Annotated in this window: 15 protein-coding genes and 2 pseudogenes; 9 read left to right on the top strand and 8 right to left on the bottom strand. The window is 64.5% G+C overall.

Features of this window, described 5'->3' with window-relative positions; genetic code table 11:
• Positions 1-22: 22 nt before the first annotated feature.
• Together prs and ACFQJB_RS10250 are read right to left on the bottom strand one after the other, a co-directional pair.
• Entirely contained in the window at positions 23-880 is an 858-nt protein-coding gene (gene prs, locus ACFQJB_RS10255) for a ribose-phosphate diphosphokinase (protein WP_379726901.1), read from the bottom strand.
• 48 nt (positions 881-928) lie between these two features.
• A complete protein-coding gene (locus ACFQJB_RS10250) occupies positions 929-1,801 on the bottom strand; it encodes an HVO_0234 family beta-propeller protein (RefSeq protein ID WP_379726898.1) in 873 nt (290 codons plus the stop codon).
• Between the two features lie 184 nt (positions 1,802-1,985).
• Between ACFQJB_RS10250 and ACFQJB_RS10245 the strand changes: the two genes are divergently transcribed.
• The gene (locus tag ACFQJB_RS10245) at positions 1,986-3,164 is read left to right on the top strand and encodes an aspartate kinase (RefSeq protein ID WP_379726895.1); all 1,179 of its coding nucleotides are present in this window, start codon (positions 1,986-1,988) and stop codon (positions 3,162-3,164) included.
• A 17-nt stretch (positions 3,165-3,181) separates the two neighbouring features.
• Here ACFQJB_RS10245 and ACFQJB_RS10240 read toward each other — a convergent pair whose 3' ends face one another.
• On the bottom strand, positions 3,182-3,856 hold the full coding sequence (locus ACFQJB_RS10240; protein ID WP_379726892.1) for a metallophosphoesterase family protein: 675 nt from the start codon (positions 3,854-3,856) through the stop codon (positions 3,182-3,184).
• 88 nt (positions 3,857-3,944) lie between these two features.
• Here ACFQJB_RS10240 and ACFQJB_RS10235 point away from each other — a divergent pair.
• From ACFQJB_RS10235 to ACFQJB_RS10205, 7 genes and pseudogenes are all read left to right on the top strand, one after another.
• Positions 3,945-4,682, top strand: a pseudogene (locus tag ACFQJB_RS10235) (tetratricopeptide repeat protein); the annotation flags it as partial.
• Between the two features lie 5 nt (positions 4,683-4,687).
• Complete coding sequence (locus tag ACFQJB_RS10230) at positions 4,688-4,987, top strand: DUF424 domain-containing protein (RefSeq protein ID WP_120103492.1); 300 nt, start codon at positions 4,688-4,690, stop codon at positions 4,985-4,987.
• A gap of 91 nt (positions 4,988-5,078) precedes the next feature.
• Positions 5,079-6,355, top strand: a pseudogene (locus tag ACFQJB_RS10225) (aminotransferase class V-fold PLP-dependent enzyme).
• A gap of 73 nt (positions 6,356-6,428) precedes the next feature.
• Positions 6,429-6,692, top strand: a complete 264-nt coding sequence (gene purS, locus ACFQJB_RS10220; protein ID WP_379726888.1) for a phosphoribosylformylglycinamidine synthase subunit PurS — start codon at positions 6,429-6,431, stop codon at positions 6,690-6,692.
• A complete protein-coding gene (purQ, locus tag ACFQJB_RS10215) occupies positions 6,689-7,366 on the top strand; it encodes a phosphoribosylformylglycinamidine synthase I (protein ID WP_379726885.1) in 678 nt (225 codons plus the stop codon). The genes purS and purQ overlap by 4 nt, the downstream gene beginning before the upstream one ends.
• Positions 7,367-7,425: 59 nt before the next feature.
• Entirely contained in the window at positions 7,426-7,698 is a 273-nt protein-coding gene (locus tag ACFQJB_RS10210) for a ribbon-helix-helix domain-containing protein (protein WP_379726882.1), read from the top strand.
• Positions 7,691-7,981 (top strand): type II toxin-antitoxin system RelE family toxin, encoded by a 291-nt coding sequence (locus tag ACFQJB_RS10205; protein WP_379726879.1) that lies wholly within the window; start codon positions 7,691-7,693, stop codon positions 7,979-7,981. The genes ACFQJB_RS10210 and ACFQJB_RS10205 overlap by 8 nt, the downstream gene beginning before the upstream one ends.
• A 26-nt stretch (positions 7,982-8,007) precedes the next feature.
• Here ACFQJB_RS10205 and ACFQJB_RS10200 read toward each other — a convergent pair whose 3' ends face one another.
• Genes ACFQJB_RS10200 through ACFQJB_RS10185 form a run of 4 tightly spaced genes read right to left on the bottom strand, consistent with a single transcriptional unit; the run spans position 8,008 to position 10,674 of the window.
• Positions 8,008-9,084, bottom strand: coding sequence for an archaeosine biosynthesis radical SAM protein RaSEA (locus ACFQJB_RS10200; protein ID WP_379726876.1), 1,077 nt, complete (start codon positions 9,082-9,084; stop codon positions 8,008-8,010).
• An 8-nt stretch (positions 9,085-9,092) separates the two neighbouring features.
• Entirely contained in the window at positions 9,093-9,509 is a 417-nt protein-coding gene (locus tag ACFQJB_RS10195; RefSeq protein WP_379726873.1) for a hypothetical protein, read from the bottom strand.
• Between the two features lie 17 nt (positions 9,510-9,526).
• A complete protein-coding gene (locus tag ACFQJB_RS10190) occupies positions 9,527-9,973 on the bottom strand; it encodes a thiol-disulfide oxidoreductase DCC family protein (protein WP_379726870.1) in 447 nt (148 codons plus the stop codon).
• Positions 9,970-10,674 (bottom strand): YqjF family protein, encoded by a 705-nt coding sequence (locus tag ACFQJB_RS10185; protein WP_379726867.1) that lies wholly within the window; start codon positions 10,672-10,674, stop codon positions 9,970-9,972. Before ACFQJB_RS10185 ends, ACFQJB_RS10190 begins: the two co-directional genes overlap by 4 nt.
• Positions 10,675-11,172: 498 nt before the next feature.
• On the opposite strand from ACFQJB_RS10185, the gene ACFQJB_RS10180 reads away from it, so the two are divergent.
• On the top strand, positions 11,173-12,732 hold the full coding sequence (locus ACFQJB_RS10180; RefSeq protein ID WP_379726864.1) for an HTTM domain-containing protein: 1,560 nt from the start codon (positions 11,173-11,175) through the stop codon (positions 12,730-12,732).
• 14 nt (positions 12,733-12,746) lie between these two features.
• On the opposite strand, the gene arcS is transcribed toward ACFQJB_RS10180, so the two are convergent.
• Entirely contained in the window at positions 12,747-14,510 is a 1,764-nt protein-coding gene (gene arcS, locus ACFQJB_RS10175; RefSeq protein ID WP_379726861.1) for an archaeosine synthase subunit alpha, read from the bottom strand.
• Positions 14,511-14,536: the final 26 nt, after the last annotated feature.

Here is a 14,536-nt window from a genome sequence, read left to right as displayed (position 1 = left end):
GCGCTCCCGGTCGCGGAGAGCATCACCGAAGCACGTCAGCGATAGCAGGGGCGACGCTCACATCGCTGACCGCGCGTTCGATAGTATCGGTGCCGATGACAGCCTCGACGCCGGCGGCGGCGAGTTTCGTTCGTGCCGCGCCGGCCAACACGGGATGGACACAGCAGGCATAGACGCGGCCCACGTCGTGGTCGTGGAGGGCATCGATCGCGCCGCTCATCGTGCCGCCGGTAGCGATGATGTCGTCGACGAGCACCACATCCCGTCCCTCGACGGTGGCGTCGCTCGGTGTCACCTCGACCGCGCCGGTGTCGTAGTCGCGTTCCTTCTCGAAGTAGTCCACCTCACCCTCGCCGTAGGCGTCCCGCGTCGTCGTCGCCAGTGTGGTGGCTCCCTCGTCAGGGGCGACAAACAGTGGCTCCGACAGATCGTCGAGCGGGTCGGCGAGGGCGGCGGCCGCATCGACCGCCTCGGTCGGCACGGTGAAGAAATCGGTCACGTCTGGCTCGTGAGGGTTGACGACGATCACCCGATCGGTGCCGGTCGAGATCGCCTTCGCCATCGCCCGGGCCGAGACCGGCTGGCCGGTTTTGAACGCCTGATCCTGTCGGGCGTAGCCGAGATACGGGATGACCGTCGTGATATCGGTTGCGCCAGCCTCCCGGACTGCATCCTGAAGTTGGAGGAGTTCAATGTGGGCATCGTTGGTCGCCGTCGAGCCGACGACGATCGCCGCGTCGTCGTCGAACTCGGGAACCGACAGCAGCGTTTCGTCGTCGGTGAACCACTCGTAGGTCGGGGTCGTCAGCGTGCCGACGCCGGTCGCCGCAAGCGCGGCCGCCACCGACTGGGAGCTCGGTGCGGGTACGATCGTAGCCATACGATCCCTAGTTCAGCCACCCCTAAACGGGGTTTCGGTGTGGGTCGCTTACGAGCCATCCGTGCCGCCACCGATGGCGACGCCCCGGGCGCCCGGCAGACCGAGTCGCTGGTGTCGCCACCCGTCACCGGCGGTGACACACAGCGTCCCGTCGTCGGTAACCGCCGCGACGATCCCGCGATCGGCTGCCAGATCGACGATCGGTGCCTCGACCGGTGGGGTGGTCGTCGTCCACGCGCCGTCGTCGGCCGAGCGAACGAGCAGGCCCGCCTCGCCGACGGCGTGGGCATGGCCGTGGCCGTCGGCGGCAACCGCCCGAAACGCGCCATCGGCGATCGACTGCCAGCCGTTGGCCAGCCGAAACAGGCCATCGGCTGTCGCCGCCAGCGGCTGGCTGACGCCGGTCACCGCATGGACATCGGTGAGACCGGTGTTGGTCAGTCCGTCGTCATCGATGCGGTAGACCCCGTCGGCCGCTGCGAGTAGGCCGGCATCGATCGCCCGAACCTCGTCGGTCGCCCCGAGTCGCTGCCAGGCCGGCGGCTCGGTGACCGATTCGGCGTGCTCGCCGCGGTAGACGATCCCATCGCCGTCGGCGACAATCAGCCCCTCGGGTGTGAGAGCGACAGCCGATACCGCGTCGATCGTGTCGCCACCGATGGCATCGAACGTCGGATCGGGCACGTCGGCACTCCGGTCGGCGGCGTCGATATCAGCCGCGAGCAACCCCTCATCGGTACCAACGACAAGCCGGTCGCCCGTCGCCGCAACCGCGGTTGCCGAGCCTCGATGGGTAAGGCCGAACGCGCCGATCTGGTCGGCTGAAACGGTGACAGCGGCGACCCCGCTGTCGGTGCTGACGAAGATATCGGTGACACCGGTTTTCGCGCCGAAGACCCGCTTTTCGGTCAGCGTTTGCATACCCGTTTCTCCATGGCCGGCGGACAAAAAGCCAGCCGACTCCGGCGTCGGCGACCCTGCCGACGGCGACGCCCCGGCGACACGGAGTGAACAACGTTATGCAGGTCCCCACGCAACGGCCGGGCATGCGTCGTTACGACACCGGGAGCACTGTGCTGACTACAGCGTCACGGGAGGTGTGGTGATGCGGGTCGTCGCCAAGTTCGGCGGGACGAGTCTGGGTACCGGCGAGCGGATCAACCGGGCGGCGGATTCGATCGCCGCTGCCGTCGAGGCCGGCCACCAGATCGCCGTCGTCGCCAGCGCGATGGGATCGACAACCGATGATCTGCTCGATGACATCGAGTTCGATGTCTCCGACGAGGATCGCGCGGAGATCGTCTCGATGGGTGAACGCACCAGCGTCCGGATGCTGAAGGCCGCACTCGCCGCGCGGGATGTTGAGGCCCTCTTTTTGGAGCCCGGCAGCGACGAGTGGCCGATCATCACCAACGATGTCGGCGAGGTCGACGTTGAGGCGACAAAGAAACGCGCCACCGATCTTGCGGGGCAACTCGACGGCGTGGTTCCCGTCATCACCGGCTTCCTCGCCCAAAACGAGGGCGGCGATATCACAACGCCAGGTCGTGGTGGCTCGGATACGACCGCGGTCATGCTCGGCAACTACATGAACGCCGACGAGGTCGTCATCGTCACCGATGTTGAGGGCGTCATGACCGGCGACCCCCGGGTCGTCGAAGGCGCGCGCAACGTCGGCCGCATCTCCGTTGATGAGCTCCGGAATCTCTCCTTCCGTGGGGCGGAGGTCGTTGCCCCAAGCGCGCTGTCGTACAAACACGAACATCTCGATGTGCGGGTCGTCCACTACCAACACGGCGATCTGCTGACCGGCGGCACCCAGATCGAAGGCGAGTTCCAGAACCTTATCGACATGCAGGAACAGAAACTCGCCTGTCTGACCGTCGCCGGGCGGTCGATCCGCAACAGCCCCGGCATCTTGGCGGATCTCTCTGACGCGCTGCGGAACGCCGGAATCAACATCGACGCCGTCGCCAGCGGGATGGATTCGATCACCTTCTACGTCGACAGTGAGTTGGCTGATGAGGCCGAACCAGTGCTCCACGAGCAGGTTGTCAGCGGCAACACGCTCTCAAGTGTCACTGTCGAAGACGACATCGCCGTCATCCGGGTCACCGGCGGCGAGCTCCCGAACCGACCCGGCGTCATCCAGGGCGTCCTGACGCCGATCGCCGACGCCGGGATCAACCTCCATGACGTGATCACGAGTGCGACCTCGGTCGCGCTGTTTGTCGCTTGGGACGACCGCGAAGAAACCTTAGAGATCGTCCAACGCGAAGTATAGTGGCGCTCGGGTGGTCGCTACCGCCCGTCACGCAGCCGCGTCCCGATTTTTCTCGGTAGTTCTGCGTCCTCGACAGCGTTGATCACGCGGTCGATATCGTAGGCGACGCGGCGGGTCTCGACATTGACGTTCTTTGTTTCCGTATCGATATCGAGCACCGCAAACGCGGCCTCCGGGTCGCCGTCGCGTGGCTGGCCGACACTGCCGGGATTCATGACGACGCCTTCCTCGAACTCCCGAACCCCCTGCACGTGCGTGTGGCCGGTGATTGTCACGCGAGCGCTATCCTCCAGCATCCCGGGGTCAAACTCCTCGGGGTAGGTGTAGCGATCCGGGTTCTCGGGGTGGCCGTGGACGATCAGGATCTCGCCGCCGTCGATGGTTCGGCGGTTCGGGAGGGCAGCGAGCCAGTCGATGGCGTCATCGTCGAGTTTCTCGCGGGCGTAGCTGACACCGGCGGCGGCCATCGAATTAAACCGGAAGCCGGTGTCGCTGGCGACCGCGCGGTCGTGGTTGCCCATGACGGTCGCGGCGTCGAGTTCCCGAACGCGGGCGACGCATTCGGCGGGCCAGGGGTTGTAGCCGACGATATCGCCGGCACAGAGCCACCGATCGACCGCAGGCATCGCGTCGATCACGGCTTCGAAGGCGGGGAGATTACCGTGGATGTCAGCCACAACGCCGTATCGCATACAGGGAGTTGCGGCGGTGGCGAAAAAGGCGTTGGGGCGACCGTAGCCTGACGCAACCCTTACCCGACGCGGCGTCGAACGAGCGGGTATGACAGACGATGCCGACGATCGCTCACATGCCTTCTCGGAGGGACAAGGCGTCGACGAGGACTACGAGGAGTTTACCCTCGATCCGACGGATCTGGGCGTCGATCCCGACCAGGTCGACCCGGTCGACTCCCGTGTGTTGACCGATGTCCTCGACAAGCACAACGTCTCCGCCGAGCAGGTCGACGTCCCGGAGCTCATCGATGTCGGGCTCTCCTACATGGAGATCAACCGCTTCGAGGAGGCCACCGCCGCCTTTGAGCGCGCCGCCCGCTTTGCTGACGAGGACTCGATCGAGGCTCAGGAGGCCTGGGTCAACAAGGGCGTCGCCCACGGCCAACTGGAGGAGTTCGATCAGGCCATCGGGGCCTACGAGGAGGCTCTCCGCATCGATGAGGATTCCGAGCACGCAGCGACCGCCGAAACCAACCTCGCCTACGCGCTGTGGGAGTTTGGCCGCACCGAGGAAGCCCTCGAACACGCCGAACGCGCCGTCGAGATCGACCCCCGGTTCCCGCAGGCGTGGTACAACCGCGGCTTCTTCCTCAGCGAACGCGGCCTGACCGAGGACGCGCTCAACGCCTTCGACAACGCGATCCGGTTGGGGATGCGCAACGCCGATATCCTCGAAGAGAAAGCCCAAGCCCTCGAAGAGTTGGGTCGCGAGGAGGAAGCCCAGGAAGCCATCGAGCAGGCCGAGGAGATCCGCGCGGAGGCCGAGGAAGAGTTGACCGAGGAGTTCTAATGTTACTGCGGGAGCGGGATACAGCCAAAGGTGTGCTTGTCTCCGTCTGCGATGAGGACTGTCTCGGTGAGACCTACGAGGACGGCGATATCTCCTTGGAGGTGACCGAGGAGTTCTACGCTGGCGAGGAGGCGACCGACGCCGATCCCGAGGCCGTTATCGACGCCCTGCAGGGGGCGACCGTCGGCAACCTCGTCGGCGAGGAATCGGTCGGCGTCGCCGTCGACGCCGGTCTGATCGACGAGGAGCGGGTGCTGGATGTTGACGGCACCGAACACGCCCAACTGTTGTGGATTTAGCTTGTGTTTTCGGCGTAACGAAACCGTTGCTCATTGCACATTCTTAGGCGAACCGAAGACGTGTTACCCCCGGGGGCCCTACAGGCGGGTAATGAGTACGCAGGACGCCTATCCGATCGATGTCGAGGCGATCCGGGCTGATTTCCCGGTACTCGACCGCAACGTCGGCGGCGACGTGACCACCCCCGGCGAGGGCGACGACGACACCGAACCGCTGGTGTATCTCGACAACGCCGCGACCAGCCAAACGCCGAAAGCTGTCGTCGACAGCATCGTCGACTACTACTACAGCTACAACGCCAATGTCCACCGCGGCATCCACCAGTTGAGCCAGGAAGCCTCCGTCGCTTACGAGGAGGCCCACGACACGGTCGCCGACTTCATCGGCGCCGACGGCCGCGAGGAGATCATCTTCACGAAAAACACCACCGAGGCGATGAACCTCGTTGCCTACGCGTGGGGGCTGGCCGAACTCGGCGAGGGCGATTCGGTCGTCACCACCCAGATGGAACACCACGCCTCGCTGGTGACCTGGCAGCAGATCTGCAAGCGCACCGGCGCGGAACTCCGGTTTATCGAGATCGACGACGAGGGTCGCCTCGATATGGAACACGCCGCCGAGCTGATCGACGACTCAACGAAGATGGTCTCGCTCGTCCACATCTCCAATGCTCTCGGGACGATCAACCCTGTCGCCGAGATCACCGAGATGGCCCACGAGGTCGACGCCTACTCCTTTGTCGACGGGGCTCAATCCGTACCGACGCGCCCGGTCGATGTCGGCGAGATCGACGCCGACTTTCTCGCCTTTTCGGGCCACAAGATGCTTGGGCCGACCGGGATCGGCGTTCTCTACGGCAAGGAACACCTGCTTGAGTCGATGCAGCCGTATCTCTACGGCGGCGACATGATCCGGAAGGTCACCTATGAAGACTCAACATGGGAAGACCTCCCGTGGAAGTTCGAGGCCGGAACCCCTCGATCGCCCAGGCGATCGCCCTCGATGCCGCCATCGAGTATCTCGAGGACATCGGGATGGCAAACGTTCAGGCCCACGAGGAGTTGCTGGCGGAGTACGCCTACGATCAGCTGAACCGCTACGACGACGTGACGATCTACGGCCCGCCGGGCGACGACCGCGGTGGGCTGGTCGGCTTCAACGTCGACGGCGTCCACGCCCACGACCTCTCCAGCATCCTCAACGATTTCGCCGTCGCGATCCGGGCCGGCGACCACTGTACCCAACCGCTCCACGATACCCTCGGGGCGGCAGCCTCCGCCAGAGCATCCTTCTACGTCTACAACACCCGCGAGGAGATCGACGCCCTCGTCGAGGCTGTCGACGACGCTCGACAGCTGTTTGCCTGATCGCGACGACGCCAACTCGCTCCGAACCGCCGGTTCAAAAGAGTTTTTCGCGCCCCTCACCCAGTCGACGGTAATGACCGCCTACACCGCGACCGTGACCGTCCGCCTGAAACACGGCGTCCTTGATCCGGAAGCCGAGACGACCAAGCAGGCGCTTGAACGGCTCGGCTTCGAGCTCTCCGAACTCCGCTCGGCCGATCGCTTCGAGATCGACCTTGAGGCCGACGACGCCGCCGAAGCCGAACAGCGCGCCGAGTCGATGGCTGAACGCCTGCTGGCGAATCCGACGATCCACGACTACGAGGTGTCGGCGGCCCCCGCCGCGGAGTCCGCATGACGGTCGCGGTCATCCAGTTCGGCGGCTCGAACTGCGATCGCGATGCGGTTCGTGCCCTGGCGTCTCTCGACATCGACGCCGAACGCGTCTGGCACGAGGACGGCCTCCCAGCGGATACCACCGGCATCGTGGTTCCCGGTGGCTTCTCGTACGGCGATTATCTCCGAGCTGGCGCGATGGCCGCTCGCTCGCCGATCATGGACGAAGTGCGAGACGCGGCTGCCGACGGTACGCCCGTGCTCGGCGTCTGCAACGGCGCGCAGATCGGCTGTGAATCCGGCCTTACCGAAGGCGCGTTCACGACGAACAAGAGCGCGCGCTTCCAGTGTGAACACGTCCACCTGCGCGTCGAACACGCCGATACACCGTGGACTGAGCACTTTGAGGAAGGCGACGTAATTGAGATCCCCATCGCCCACGGCGAGGGCCGCTTCGAGATCGCCGAGGAGCGATACGACGACCTCGTCGCCAACGACCGCGTGCTGTTCCGCTACTGCGATGCCGACGGCAATCTCACCGATGAGGCGAACCCCAACGGCTCGACGCACAACGTCGCCGGCATCCTCGGCGAGCGCGACTCGGTCGCCGTGTTGATGCCGCACCCCGAGCGGGCGACGCTACCTGATGTTGGCGGCACTGACGGCGAGAATATTCTGACCGGCTTCCGTGCGTAATCAGGACAGCCAACCACTTCTGCCGTACCCTTTTCACTGATGGCGTGTAACTCGTTTGTATGTCGAGTACAGATACAGATGATGGCGGCGAACCGGCGAAAACGAATATCAACATCCGACTAACGGAATCGTTCCTCGAAGATATCGATGCGACGTGGCAGGAAGAGGGTTACAACAGCCGCAGCGAGTTCATCCGCGACGCACTCCGGGATACGGTCAAACATCCGGGACTGACCCGCGAAAGCTGGAAGGAGATCGCCGCCGTTGAGTACGCCCGTCGGACGGGCGACAGCGAGACGTTCAGCCGCGACGAAATCCTCGACAATGAGTGAGGAGGAGGAATGGACGTGGCAGTTTCGGACACCTGCAAAACAGGCGTACGACGATCTCGACGAACACTCTCGGATGCGGATCACCGACAAACTGGACGAAATCGTCGCCGACCAGTGGCGCGATCCCGACGACTATCTCGAACCGCTGACCGGCGCACCGTATTCGAAACTTCGGATCGGGCAGTTTCGACTTGGTGCTGTCTGTAATCGTTCGACAAAGACGCTCGATATCTACACGATCAAACGTCGCAGCGGCGCGTACAAGCAGGACGACGACGATTAGGTTGCGGCTCTCCGCAGCCCCGTTCGCTACCGCGCCAGCGGCATCGCGTAGCTCGTCTCTTCCTCGATCACAAGCTCCCACGTTCGCTCACACTCACAAGTGACCTGTTCGAACACTGAGGGATCCTGCCGCAGATCGAAATCCTTGATCGCCTTTTGGACTCTATCGTCGCACTCGCCGCAGTTGTGCGGGCCGCGATCTGAGCCGTGGCCGACGGGGTCGGAGACGACGATGGCGTCGACATCGGCAGTCCGCTCCAGTACGTCGGCGACCGACCAGAGCCACGGCGGGCGGTAGCCGCCCGCCCGGAACAGTTCGTTGACCATCGTGTACTGCTGGACGTTACAGGGGTTCATCGACACCGTGTGACAGCCATCGACGGCGGCACAGCGGCGCACCGAGTCGACCATGTCGTCGCGGGCCTCTCGCTCTGAGAGGAAGGGCGGCTTCATGAGGAGATAGGCCTTGATCCCCGCGCCGGCATCCTGTGCGGTTTCGCAGGCGTCCTCGAAGTCGGCGAAATCGAAGTACTTGTTCACGCAGTCGTGGCGAACCCGGTCGGTCGCGGTTTCGAGGCCGACCGCGATATCAACAGCGAGTCCGTGGTCGGTGAAGTCCGTGATCTTCTCGTGGTCAACGAAATCGGGCAGCGATTCGACGACGATCCGCTCGCGGTCGCTGAACGTTTCCGCGATTGCCTGCCGCGTTTCCGCGCCGACCTCGCGTTCGTCGAGGAACGATCCGGAGGTATAGATTTTGATGAGGTCGGCGGGTTCGTCGGCGTTGTTGGCCTCGTGGTCGAGGCAGGCCTGAATCTGATCCATCAGCGCGTCGTGGGCGACGCTGCCGCCCTCGACGCTTTCGGCGACATAGCCACACATCGTACAGCCGCCGGCCCGTGCCCACCGACAGCCGCCGGTGTTGAGAATAATCGTCAGCGAGTCGTAGACGCCGCCGGGCGTGTTATCCTCGTCGAGCCAGACGCGGGTCGGCTCGTGGGGGTCGTAGTGTTTCTCCTTCAGTCCGCGGATCTCCCGCATGACGGAGTTGTGGGCGTCCATCCCGCGGTCTTCCTCGTAGACCTCCGGACTCGGCTTACTCATTGCTGACCTTATTCGACTGGACGGTAAAACCACATCGTTGCGAGCAGGCCGCCGACCGCCGCGCTCGCGGCGTTGAGTCCGACTTCGGCGACCGCGAAGGTTCGCCACGGGATTGTTGCCTGCAAGAGTTCGGTGCCGACGCCGAACAGCGCGACGAGGGCGACGATGCTGGCGACAGCACTGATTTCGATGCGACGCGGGCGACGACGCCCCGGCCACCCCTCGCGTGCGACCGCGATGACCCCAGCCGCAGCGAGCGTCACGTAGCCGACGATATGGAGCAGCGTCGTGGTGTCGACGCTGCCGGTCGGATCTGTCCGTGGCGTCGCTGCTGGAACCGGAATCACGGAGGCAACGAGAATCACGACTGCCAGCACGACGACCGCAAGCCACGGCGTCGACACCGACTGGTTAGCTATCCTCATGCGGTGTCGTCGCCGCGTTACTCCAGAAACCGATCGCTTACGTCCTCCTCGGGTACCATACACTGATCCTTCTTGCCAAACCAGTCATAGCGGTTGTCGGCAACGAAGTCATAGATTTCGTTGCGGACGCTTCGCGGTACTAATCGAGCAACGACGAGCGCGGCGTAGGGCCAGCCCAGCAGTTCGGCGACCCGGATCGCCGCGTCGGATTTCGTCTGCACTGAGTTGCCCTCAACGAGGATGACGGTGTTGAGGTCGTCGGTGTCGAAGCCGTGTCGCTCCTGGAGGGCGCGGCCGATCTCCGACTGTAGCGGCGCAAATGCGATCTTGCCGGTTGGATCCCGCGGGATGATCTCCTGGACACTTCGATTGCAGAGGTTGCAGACGCCGTCGAACAGCAACACCGGCCGGCCGCCAAGCTCGGCCAGCGGATCGCCGTCGGTTGTCACCGGTTGGTTACTCATTGGGTGCCTCCAGTCCAGCGGCTGCTTGTGCCGGCGGTCACATCAACCCCGGGGCTATAGTATCGCACTGGTTCGCCATCTGGGTGTTCGAACCCATCGGCGCGGAACAGCGTGTTTGTCTCGGTCTCGGCTTCGGCCGGATACAGCGTCCACGGCTCGTGGTCGACATCGGTGTAGCGTAGCGTGCCATCCGATCCCTCGGTGTAAAACCGGTAGCGTTCCGTGAGGAACTGTGCCTGTGGATCCGCACTCGAATCGAAGGCCTCACCGCTGGGCCCGTAGGTCGCGGCGTAGTGGGCTGGCCGCGCGCCGGGATGCCGACGGCGACTGTCGAATCGGATTCGGTCGCCGTCACCCTCGAGGCTGATCCGGGCGTAGTAGTACGGCAGATGCTGGGTCACGCGCGCGCCGAGCACGCCGGCAATCCCCTGTGCGTCGAGGCTGAAAAAGTAGATCCCCGGCTCGCCATCGCAGGTGACGTAGGTGCGCAGGTTGAGTTCTGGAAGCGGCTGGCCGACCGCGGCCGGCAACCCCTGTGGCCGGACGGCGACGTTGGTGTACGGCACGATCGAGAGCCAGCCCGAGCCGTCGTAGGCGTCGACGGTGAGCGTCTCGGGAAGCCGTTCGGCGATCACGTCGGGGTCGACCCGCCAGTTTTCGAACAGCAGGTGTCGCCACCCCATCGCCAGTGGAATGCCCATATGATCACTTTGGGCTGTAGCAACATAGGGGTTCGCTCACGCGATAATCGACCGCCAGCAGTAGAATCGCTGGGCGTCTGCTGTCGGTGTCGATACATCAATGATGCCACTGCACTGTTGACGAGGCTCAGCGTGTGGTTACCGGACGATGTTCAGGGACGGTCAGGCAAACAGGCGGGTCGACCAGCTATTCAACTGCTTCCCTGGTGGACTGAAAGGGCGAGACGCGCTCGGCGAACCCGGACGATGTAAGCACTGCAGGAGCGAGCGAAGCGAGCGACGAAGCGCGCAGCGAGTCCCGGGAGTCGAGCGCGTCGAGGGCTTTCGACACCCGTTACACTCCCACAACTGCGCATCTGCATACTATCGGTCGCTGACACACAAAAGCTATCCGCCGCGCATCGTAGCCCCGAGTATGTCGCTGCAGCCAGTTTCCCGTGGCTCGAAGCACCTGCCGGAAGTGCTGTCGGCACGATCCCTGAGCCCTCCCTCGAACGTATGACCGACGCCTCGCCTCTTGCCCGGCTCCGCGCGTCGGCGACCCGGCTGTTCGGCTCCGGCGGGCCGCTCGCGCCGGCTGTCGCCGCGGCTCGTCGTCGACTCCGCGTCGACACCCGTGCGCTGGCGGCCATGCGAATCCTGCTGGGATCGATTCTCCTTATCGACCTTGCCCACCGTGCGCCTGGACTCGAGAAATACTATACCAACAGCGGTGTCTACCCGCTGGCCGTTCACGAGGCAACCTACACGCAGTTCGCCGGGCTGTCGATCCACGCACTTTCCGGCGCGCTGTGGTTTCAAGCGCTGCTGTTCGTGTTGGCCGGGCTGTTCGCGCTCGCATTCGTTGTCGGCTACCGAACACGGCTTGTCGGCTTCTGTTCGTTCGTCCTGCTGGTGTCGTTGCACGCGCGCAATCCGGCGGTGCTCAACGGCGGCGACATCCTGTTGCGGACGCTGCTGCCGCTGACGTTGTTGACGCCGCTTGGCGAGCGATGGTCGATCGATGCCGTTCGCCGAGGGGAGTATCGTGAGGCGGTGATGAGCGCGGCGACGACCGCCGTCCTTGCTCAACCGCTGGTCGTCTTCACGCAGAATGCGGTGCTCAAACACCAGGGTGAGACGTGGTACGCCGGCGAGGCCCTCCAGATCGCCTTCGCCAACGACGAGATGACGGTGCTGCTGGGCAACTATCTGAGTGCCTACCCGACGCTGTTGGAAGCGCTCAACTACGGCTGGGTGACGCTGCTGGCTGGTTCGATCGCGTTCCTCTTTTTGACCGCCGGGCGGCTCCGGGCGGCCGTTGCGCTTGTCTATATCGGCGCGTTCCTCGGGATGGTGCCGACGCTGATGGTCGGGCTGTTCCCCTTCGTGTTGACGGCCGCGGTGATCCCATATCTGACGCCGCCGTTCTGGAACGCCGTCGTCCGTGCGCTGCCGGATGCGGTGACGACACCACCGCCAGCGGGCCGACTCGGCTGGTGGTTCGGTGGGGAGCCGATCGAACGCCGACTTGCCGAGGCGGCAGCCCGACGCGGTCGCGGCGACCTCGTTGCCTTCGGCCGGGCCTACGCGGGATCGCTGCTGACGATTCTGGGTGTCTTCGCGCTCGTCTTCGTGCTGCTGTATGGTGTCGGCCACGTTGCCGAGTACGAACCACCATACGAGGACGAGGCGACGGCGATCCTCGATCAGTCGTGGGGACTGTACGCGCCGAATCCGACCGACTCCTACAGCTGGTTTATCACCAACGCCACCCTCGACAATGGCTCGACGGTGGCGGCGTTGGGCGACAGCCCCTCGTTCGATCGCCCGCCGGATGCGGCGACAACCTATGAGTCGTTCCGTGAGCGGAAGTTCATGTCCGCGGTGAGCGGCGACAACGACGGGGCCATCGGACGGGGCTACGCCGAGTGGGCCTGCCGACAGGCAACCAGTCGCTACGACCAACCGGTCGAATCGATCACGCTCTACCGGATGATCCAGGATAGCCCCGTTGACGGCGAGTACGATGAGCCGTACCGGCAGACGCTGATCGAACACGACTGCGAGGCTGAATAAGCCCCTCGTCGATTTTATCGCTCGCGGACGTGTCGTACCGTGGAGGCGACGCCGCGGGTCGAGTCGACCATTTCCGGGCCGCTCATCTCCGCGCGGCCGACAGCGAAGGCGGCCGATCCCTTAATGACGACCTCGTCGCCCGGTCGGATGTCGTCGCTGGCGTCGACGACGCCCGGTGCGAGCACGCTGCCGTGGGGGACGAATCCCTCGATGTCAACCGTCTTGGTCGGTGCGTCGCTTGCGACCCAGCGATCCCCGCCGGCGAGTGTCATCGCCAGCAGGCCGTACTGCGGCACCATCGTCGCCAACTGGTCGCCGTCGTCGTTGCGAACTTGGAGCTTGGGGTAGCGCCCCGTGGTTTGGATCTCGATATCGCCGAACAGCGCGTCGCCTGCCTCCTCGCCGAACTGGTAGTCGGCGATGGCTTTGATCGTGTTGTGCTGGCGTTCCCGCTTGGAGAATTTGAGTTCGCCCTCCAGTGCGCCAGCGAGGTTCGCCAGCGAGTCGGTGTCGGTCGGGTGCCCCTCGACGGTATACTCGAAGTCGAGATCGATCTCGGAGTCGGCTTCGACGCGTTCGACGATATCCCGATACCCGTGATCGGGAACGTGGGCGACAACGCGAGGGTACTCGTTGCGCCGGAGGTACTGCCGGAGGACGCTGGCGACAAACTGCTTTTCGTCTTCCGACCAGCGGCCCGTCACGACCGAATCGTAGTGTTGGGCGGGGTATGTCAGTTCGAGTTCCGGCGGAACGACGCCGATCGGCGAGGTCATCGAGACGGTGTGGCCCCGATAGCCGATGGCGTCGTGGAACTGGCCGTGGCTCTGGGAGTCGCTGTAGGGTTTGCGAGCGGAGCACGGCACGAGCACAAGGGGGTTGTCGAAGCGGTTGCGATACCGACTCGTCACACGCTCGGCGAACCGCTGGATTTCGACCCGGCGGAGCGTGTCGCTCGTCGCCGCCGATATCTCGCTGGTTCGCATCACGGGCGTTCGGGTTTCGAGATAGCTGTACTGATCGTCGAATTCGCGGAACGCGGCGGTCAGCCAGTTGTCGTGGCGCGCTTGGCCTTCGATGTAGTCTCGTAGGCGACCCGCCCGAACCCGCTCGCGGACGCGTCGCAACTCGGCGTCGAGGGCGGCGACGTTGTGCTCGATACAGTCCTCGCGGTCGAATTCGTTGCGGGGTTGCTGGCAGGCCGAACAGCTACAGGGGAGTTCGTCGAGATCGTCGAGGAAGGCTTCGTCGTCGCTGGTGAGATACTTCCCTTGGCTGCCTTTGACCTTCGCCAGTTTCGCGTCGAACCCATCGACGCCGGCGTAAGCCAGTAAGGCCACATTTCGCGGCGTTGCAACCCCGGAGAGAACGAGTGCGGTGTCGGCCGGCAGCGCGTCCTTTGCGCTGATGATCGCGTCTTTGAGTCCCTCGCCGTGGCCGACGAAGCCCGAGGCGTCGCTCAGGATGTAGGCGTCGGCTCCCTGCGGCGTGGGGTCGTCGCTGGCGACGACAGCAGCCGTTGGAAACTCGGTGTCGGCGTGGTCGGTGCCGAAGGCGTCCTGTACCTCCTCGCGGGTGCCAGCCGGCAGCGAGCGATGCGGGAGGATCGTCACCGCGGCCTCGTCGCCGTCGGGGGCCTCGCGGTCGGCGTTCCACAGGCTCCCGCTGTCGACGAGCACGTCGTCGATCCGTGCCGGCGTCGTCACCGGCTCGGTGAGCCGGAGTTCGCCGATCCGGGCGGCCCCGTCCCGGTCAAGGACTTCAAAATAGTCGGTCATTGCCACCCCTCTACGGCCGACGGTGA

It is taken from the genome of Halonotius sp. GCM10025705 (genome assembly GCF_042662885.1).
GTDB classification, from domain to species: domain Archaea; phylum Halobacteriota; class Halobacteria; order Halobacteriales; family Haloferacaceae; genus Halonotius; species Halonotius aquaticus.
This window is presented reverse-complemented; position numbering and strand designations above follow the sequence as displayed.

Bases quoted from the DNA above. Each gene is read 5' to 3' on its own strand.
- prs (WP_379726901.1), bottom strand. From the start codon at position 880: ATGGCTACGATCGTACCCGCACCGAGCTCCCAGTCGGTGGCGGCCGCG.
- ACFQJB_RS10250 (WP_379726898.1), bottom strand. From the start codon at position 1,801: ATGCAAACGCTGACCGAAAAGCGGGTCTTCGGCGCGAAAACCGGTGTC.
- ACFQJB_RS10245 (WP_379726895.1), top strand. From the start codon at position 1,986: ATGCGGGTCGTCGCCAAGTTCGGCGGGACGAGTCTGGGTACCGGCGAG.
- ACFQJB_RS10240 (WP_379726892.1), bottom strand. From the start codon at position 3,856: ATGCGATACGGCGTTGTGGCTGACATCCACGGTAATCTCCCCGCCTTC.
- ACFQJB_RS10230 (WP_120103492.1), top strand. From the start codon at position 4,688: ATGTTACTGCGGGAGCGGGATACAGCCAAAGGTGTGCTTGTCTCCGTC.
- purS (WP_379726888.1), top strand. From the start codon at position 6,429: ATGACCGCCTACACCGCGACCGTGACCGTCCGCCTGAAACACGGCGTC.
- purQ (WP_379726885.1), top strand. From the start codon at position 6,689: ATGACGGTCGCGGTCATCCAGTTCGGCGGCTCGAACTGCGATCGCGAT.
- ACFQJB_RS10210 (WP_379726882.1), top strand. From the start codon at position 7,426: ATGTCGAGTACAGATACAGATGATGGCGGCGAACCGGCGAAAACGAAT.
- ACFQJB_RS10205 (WP_379726879.1), top strand. From the start codon at position 7,691: ATGAGTGAGGAGGAGGAATGGACGTGGCAGTTTCGGACACCTGCAAAA.
- ACFQJB_RS10200 (WP_379726876.1), bottom strand. From the start codon at position 9,084: ATGAGTAAGCCGAGTCCGGAGGTCTACGAGGAAGACCGCGGGATGGAC.
- ACFQJB_RS10195 (WP_379726873.1), bottom strand. From the start codon at position 9,509: ATGAGGATAGCTAACCAGTCGGTGTCGACGCCGTGGCTTGCGGTCGTC.
- ACFQJB_RS10190 (WP_379726870.1), bottom strand. From the start codon at position 9,973: ATGAGTAACCAACCGGTGACAACCGACGGCGATCCGCTGGCCGAGCTT.
- ACFQJB_RS10185 (WP_379726867.1), bottom strand. From the start codon at position 10,674: ATGGGCATTCCACTGGCGATGGGGTGGCGACACCTGCTGTTCGAAAAC.
- ACFQJB_RS10180 (WP_379726864.1), top strand. From the start codon at position 11,173: ATGACCGACGCCTCGCCTCTTGCCCGGCTCCGCGCGTCGGCGACCCGG.
- arcS (WP_379726861.1), bottom strand. From the start codon at position 14,510: ATGACCGACTATTTTGAAGTCCTTGACCGGGACGGGGCCGCCCGGATC.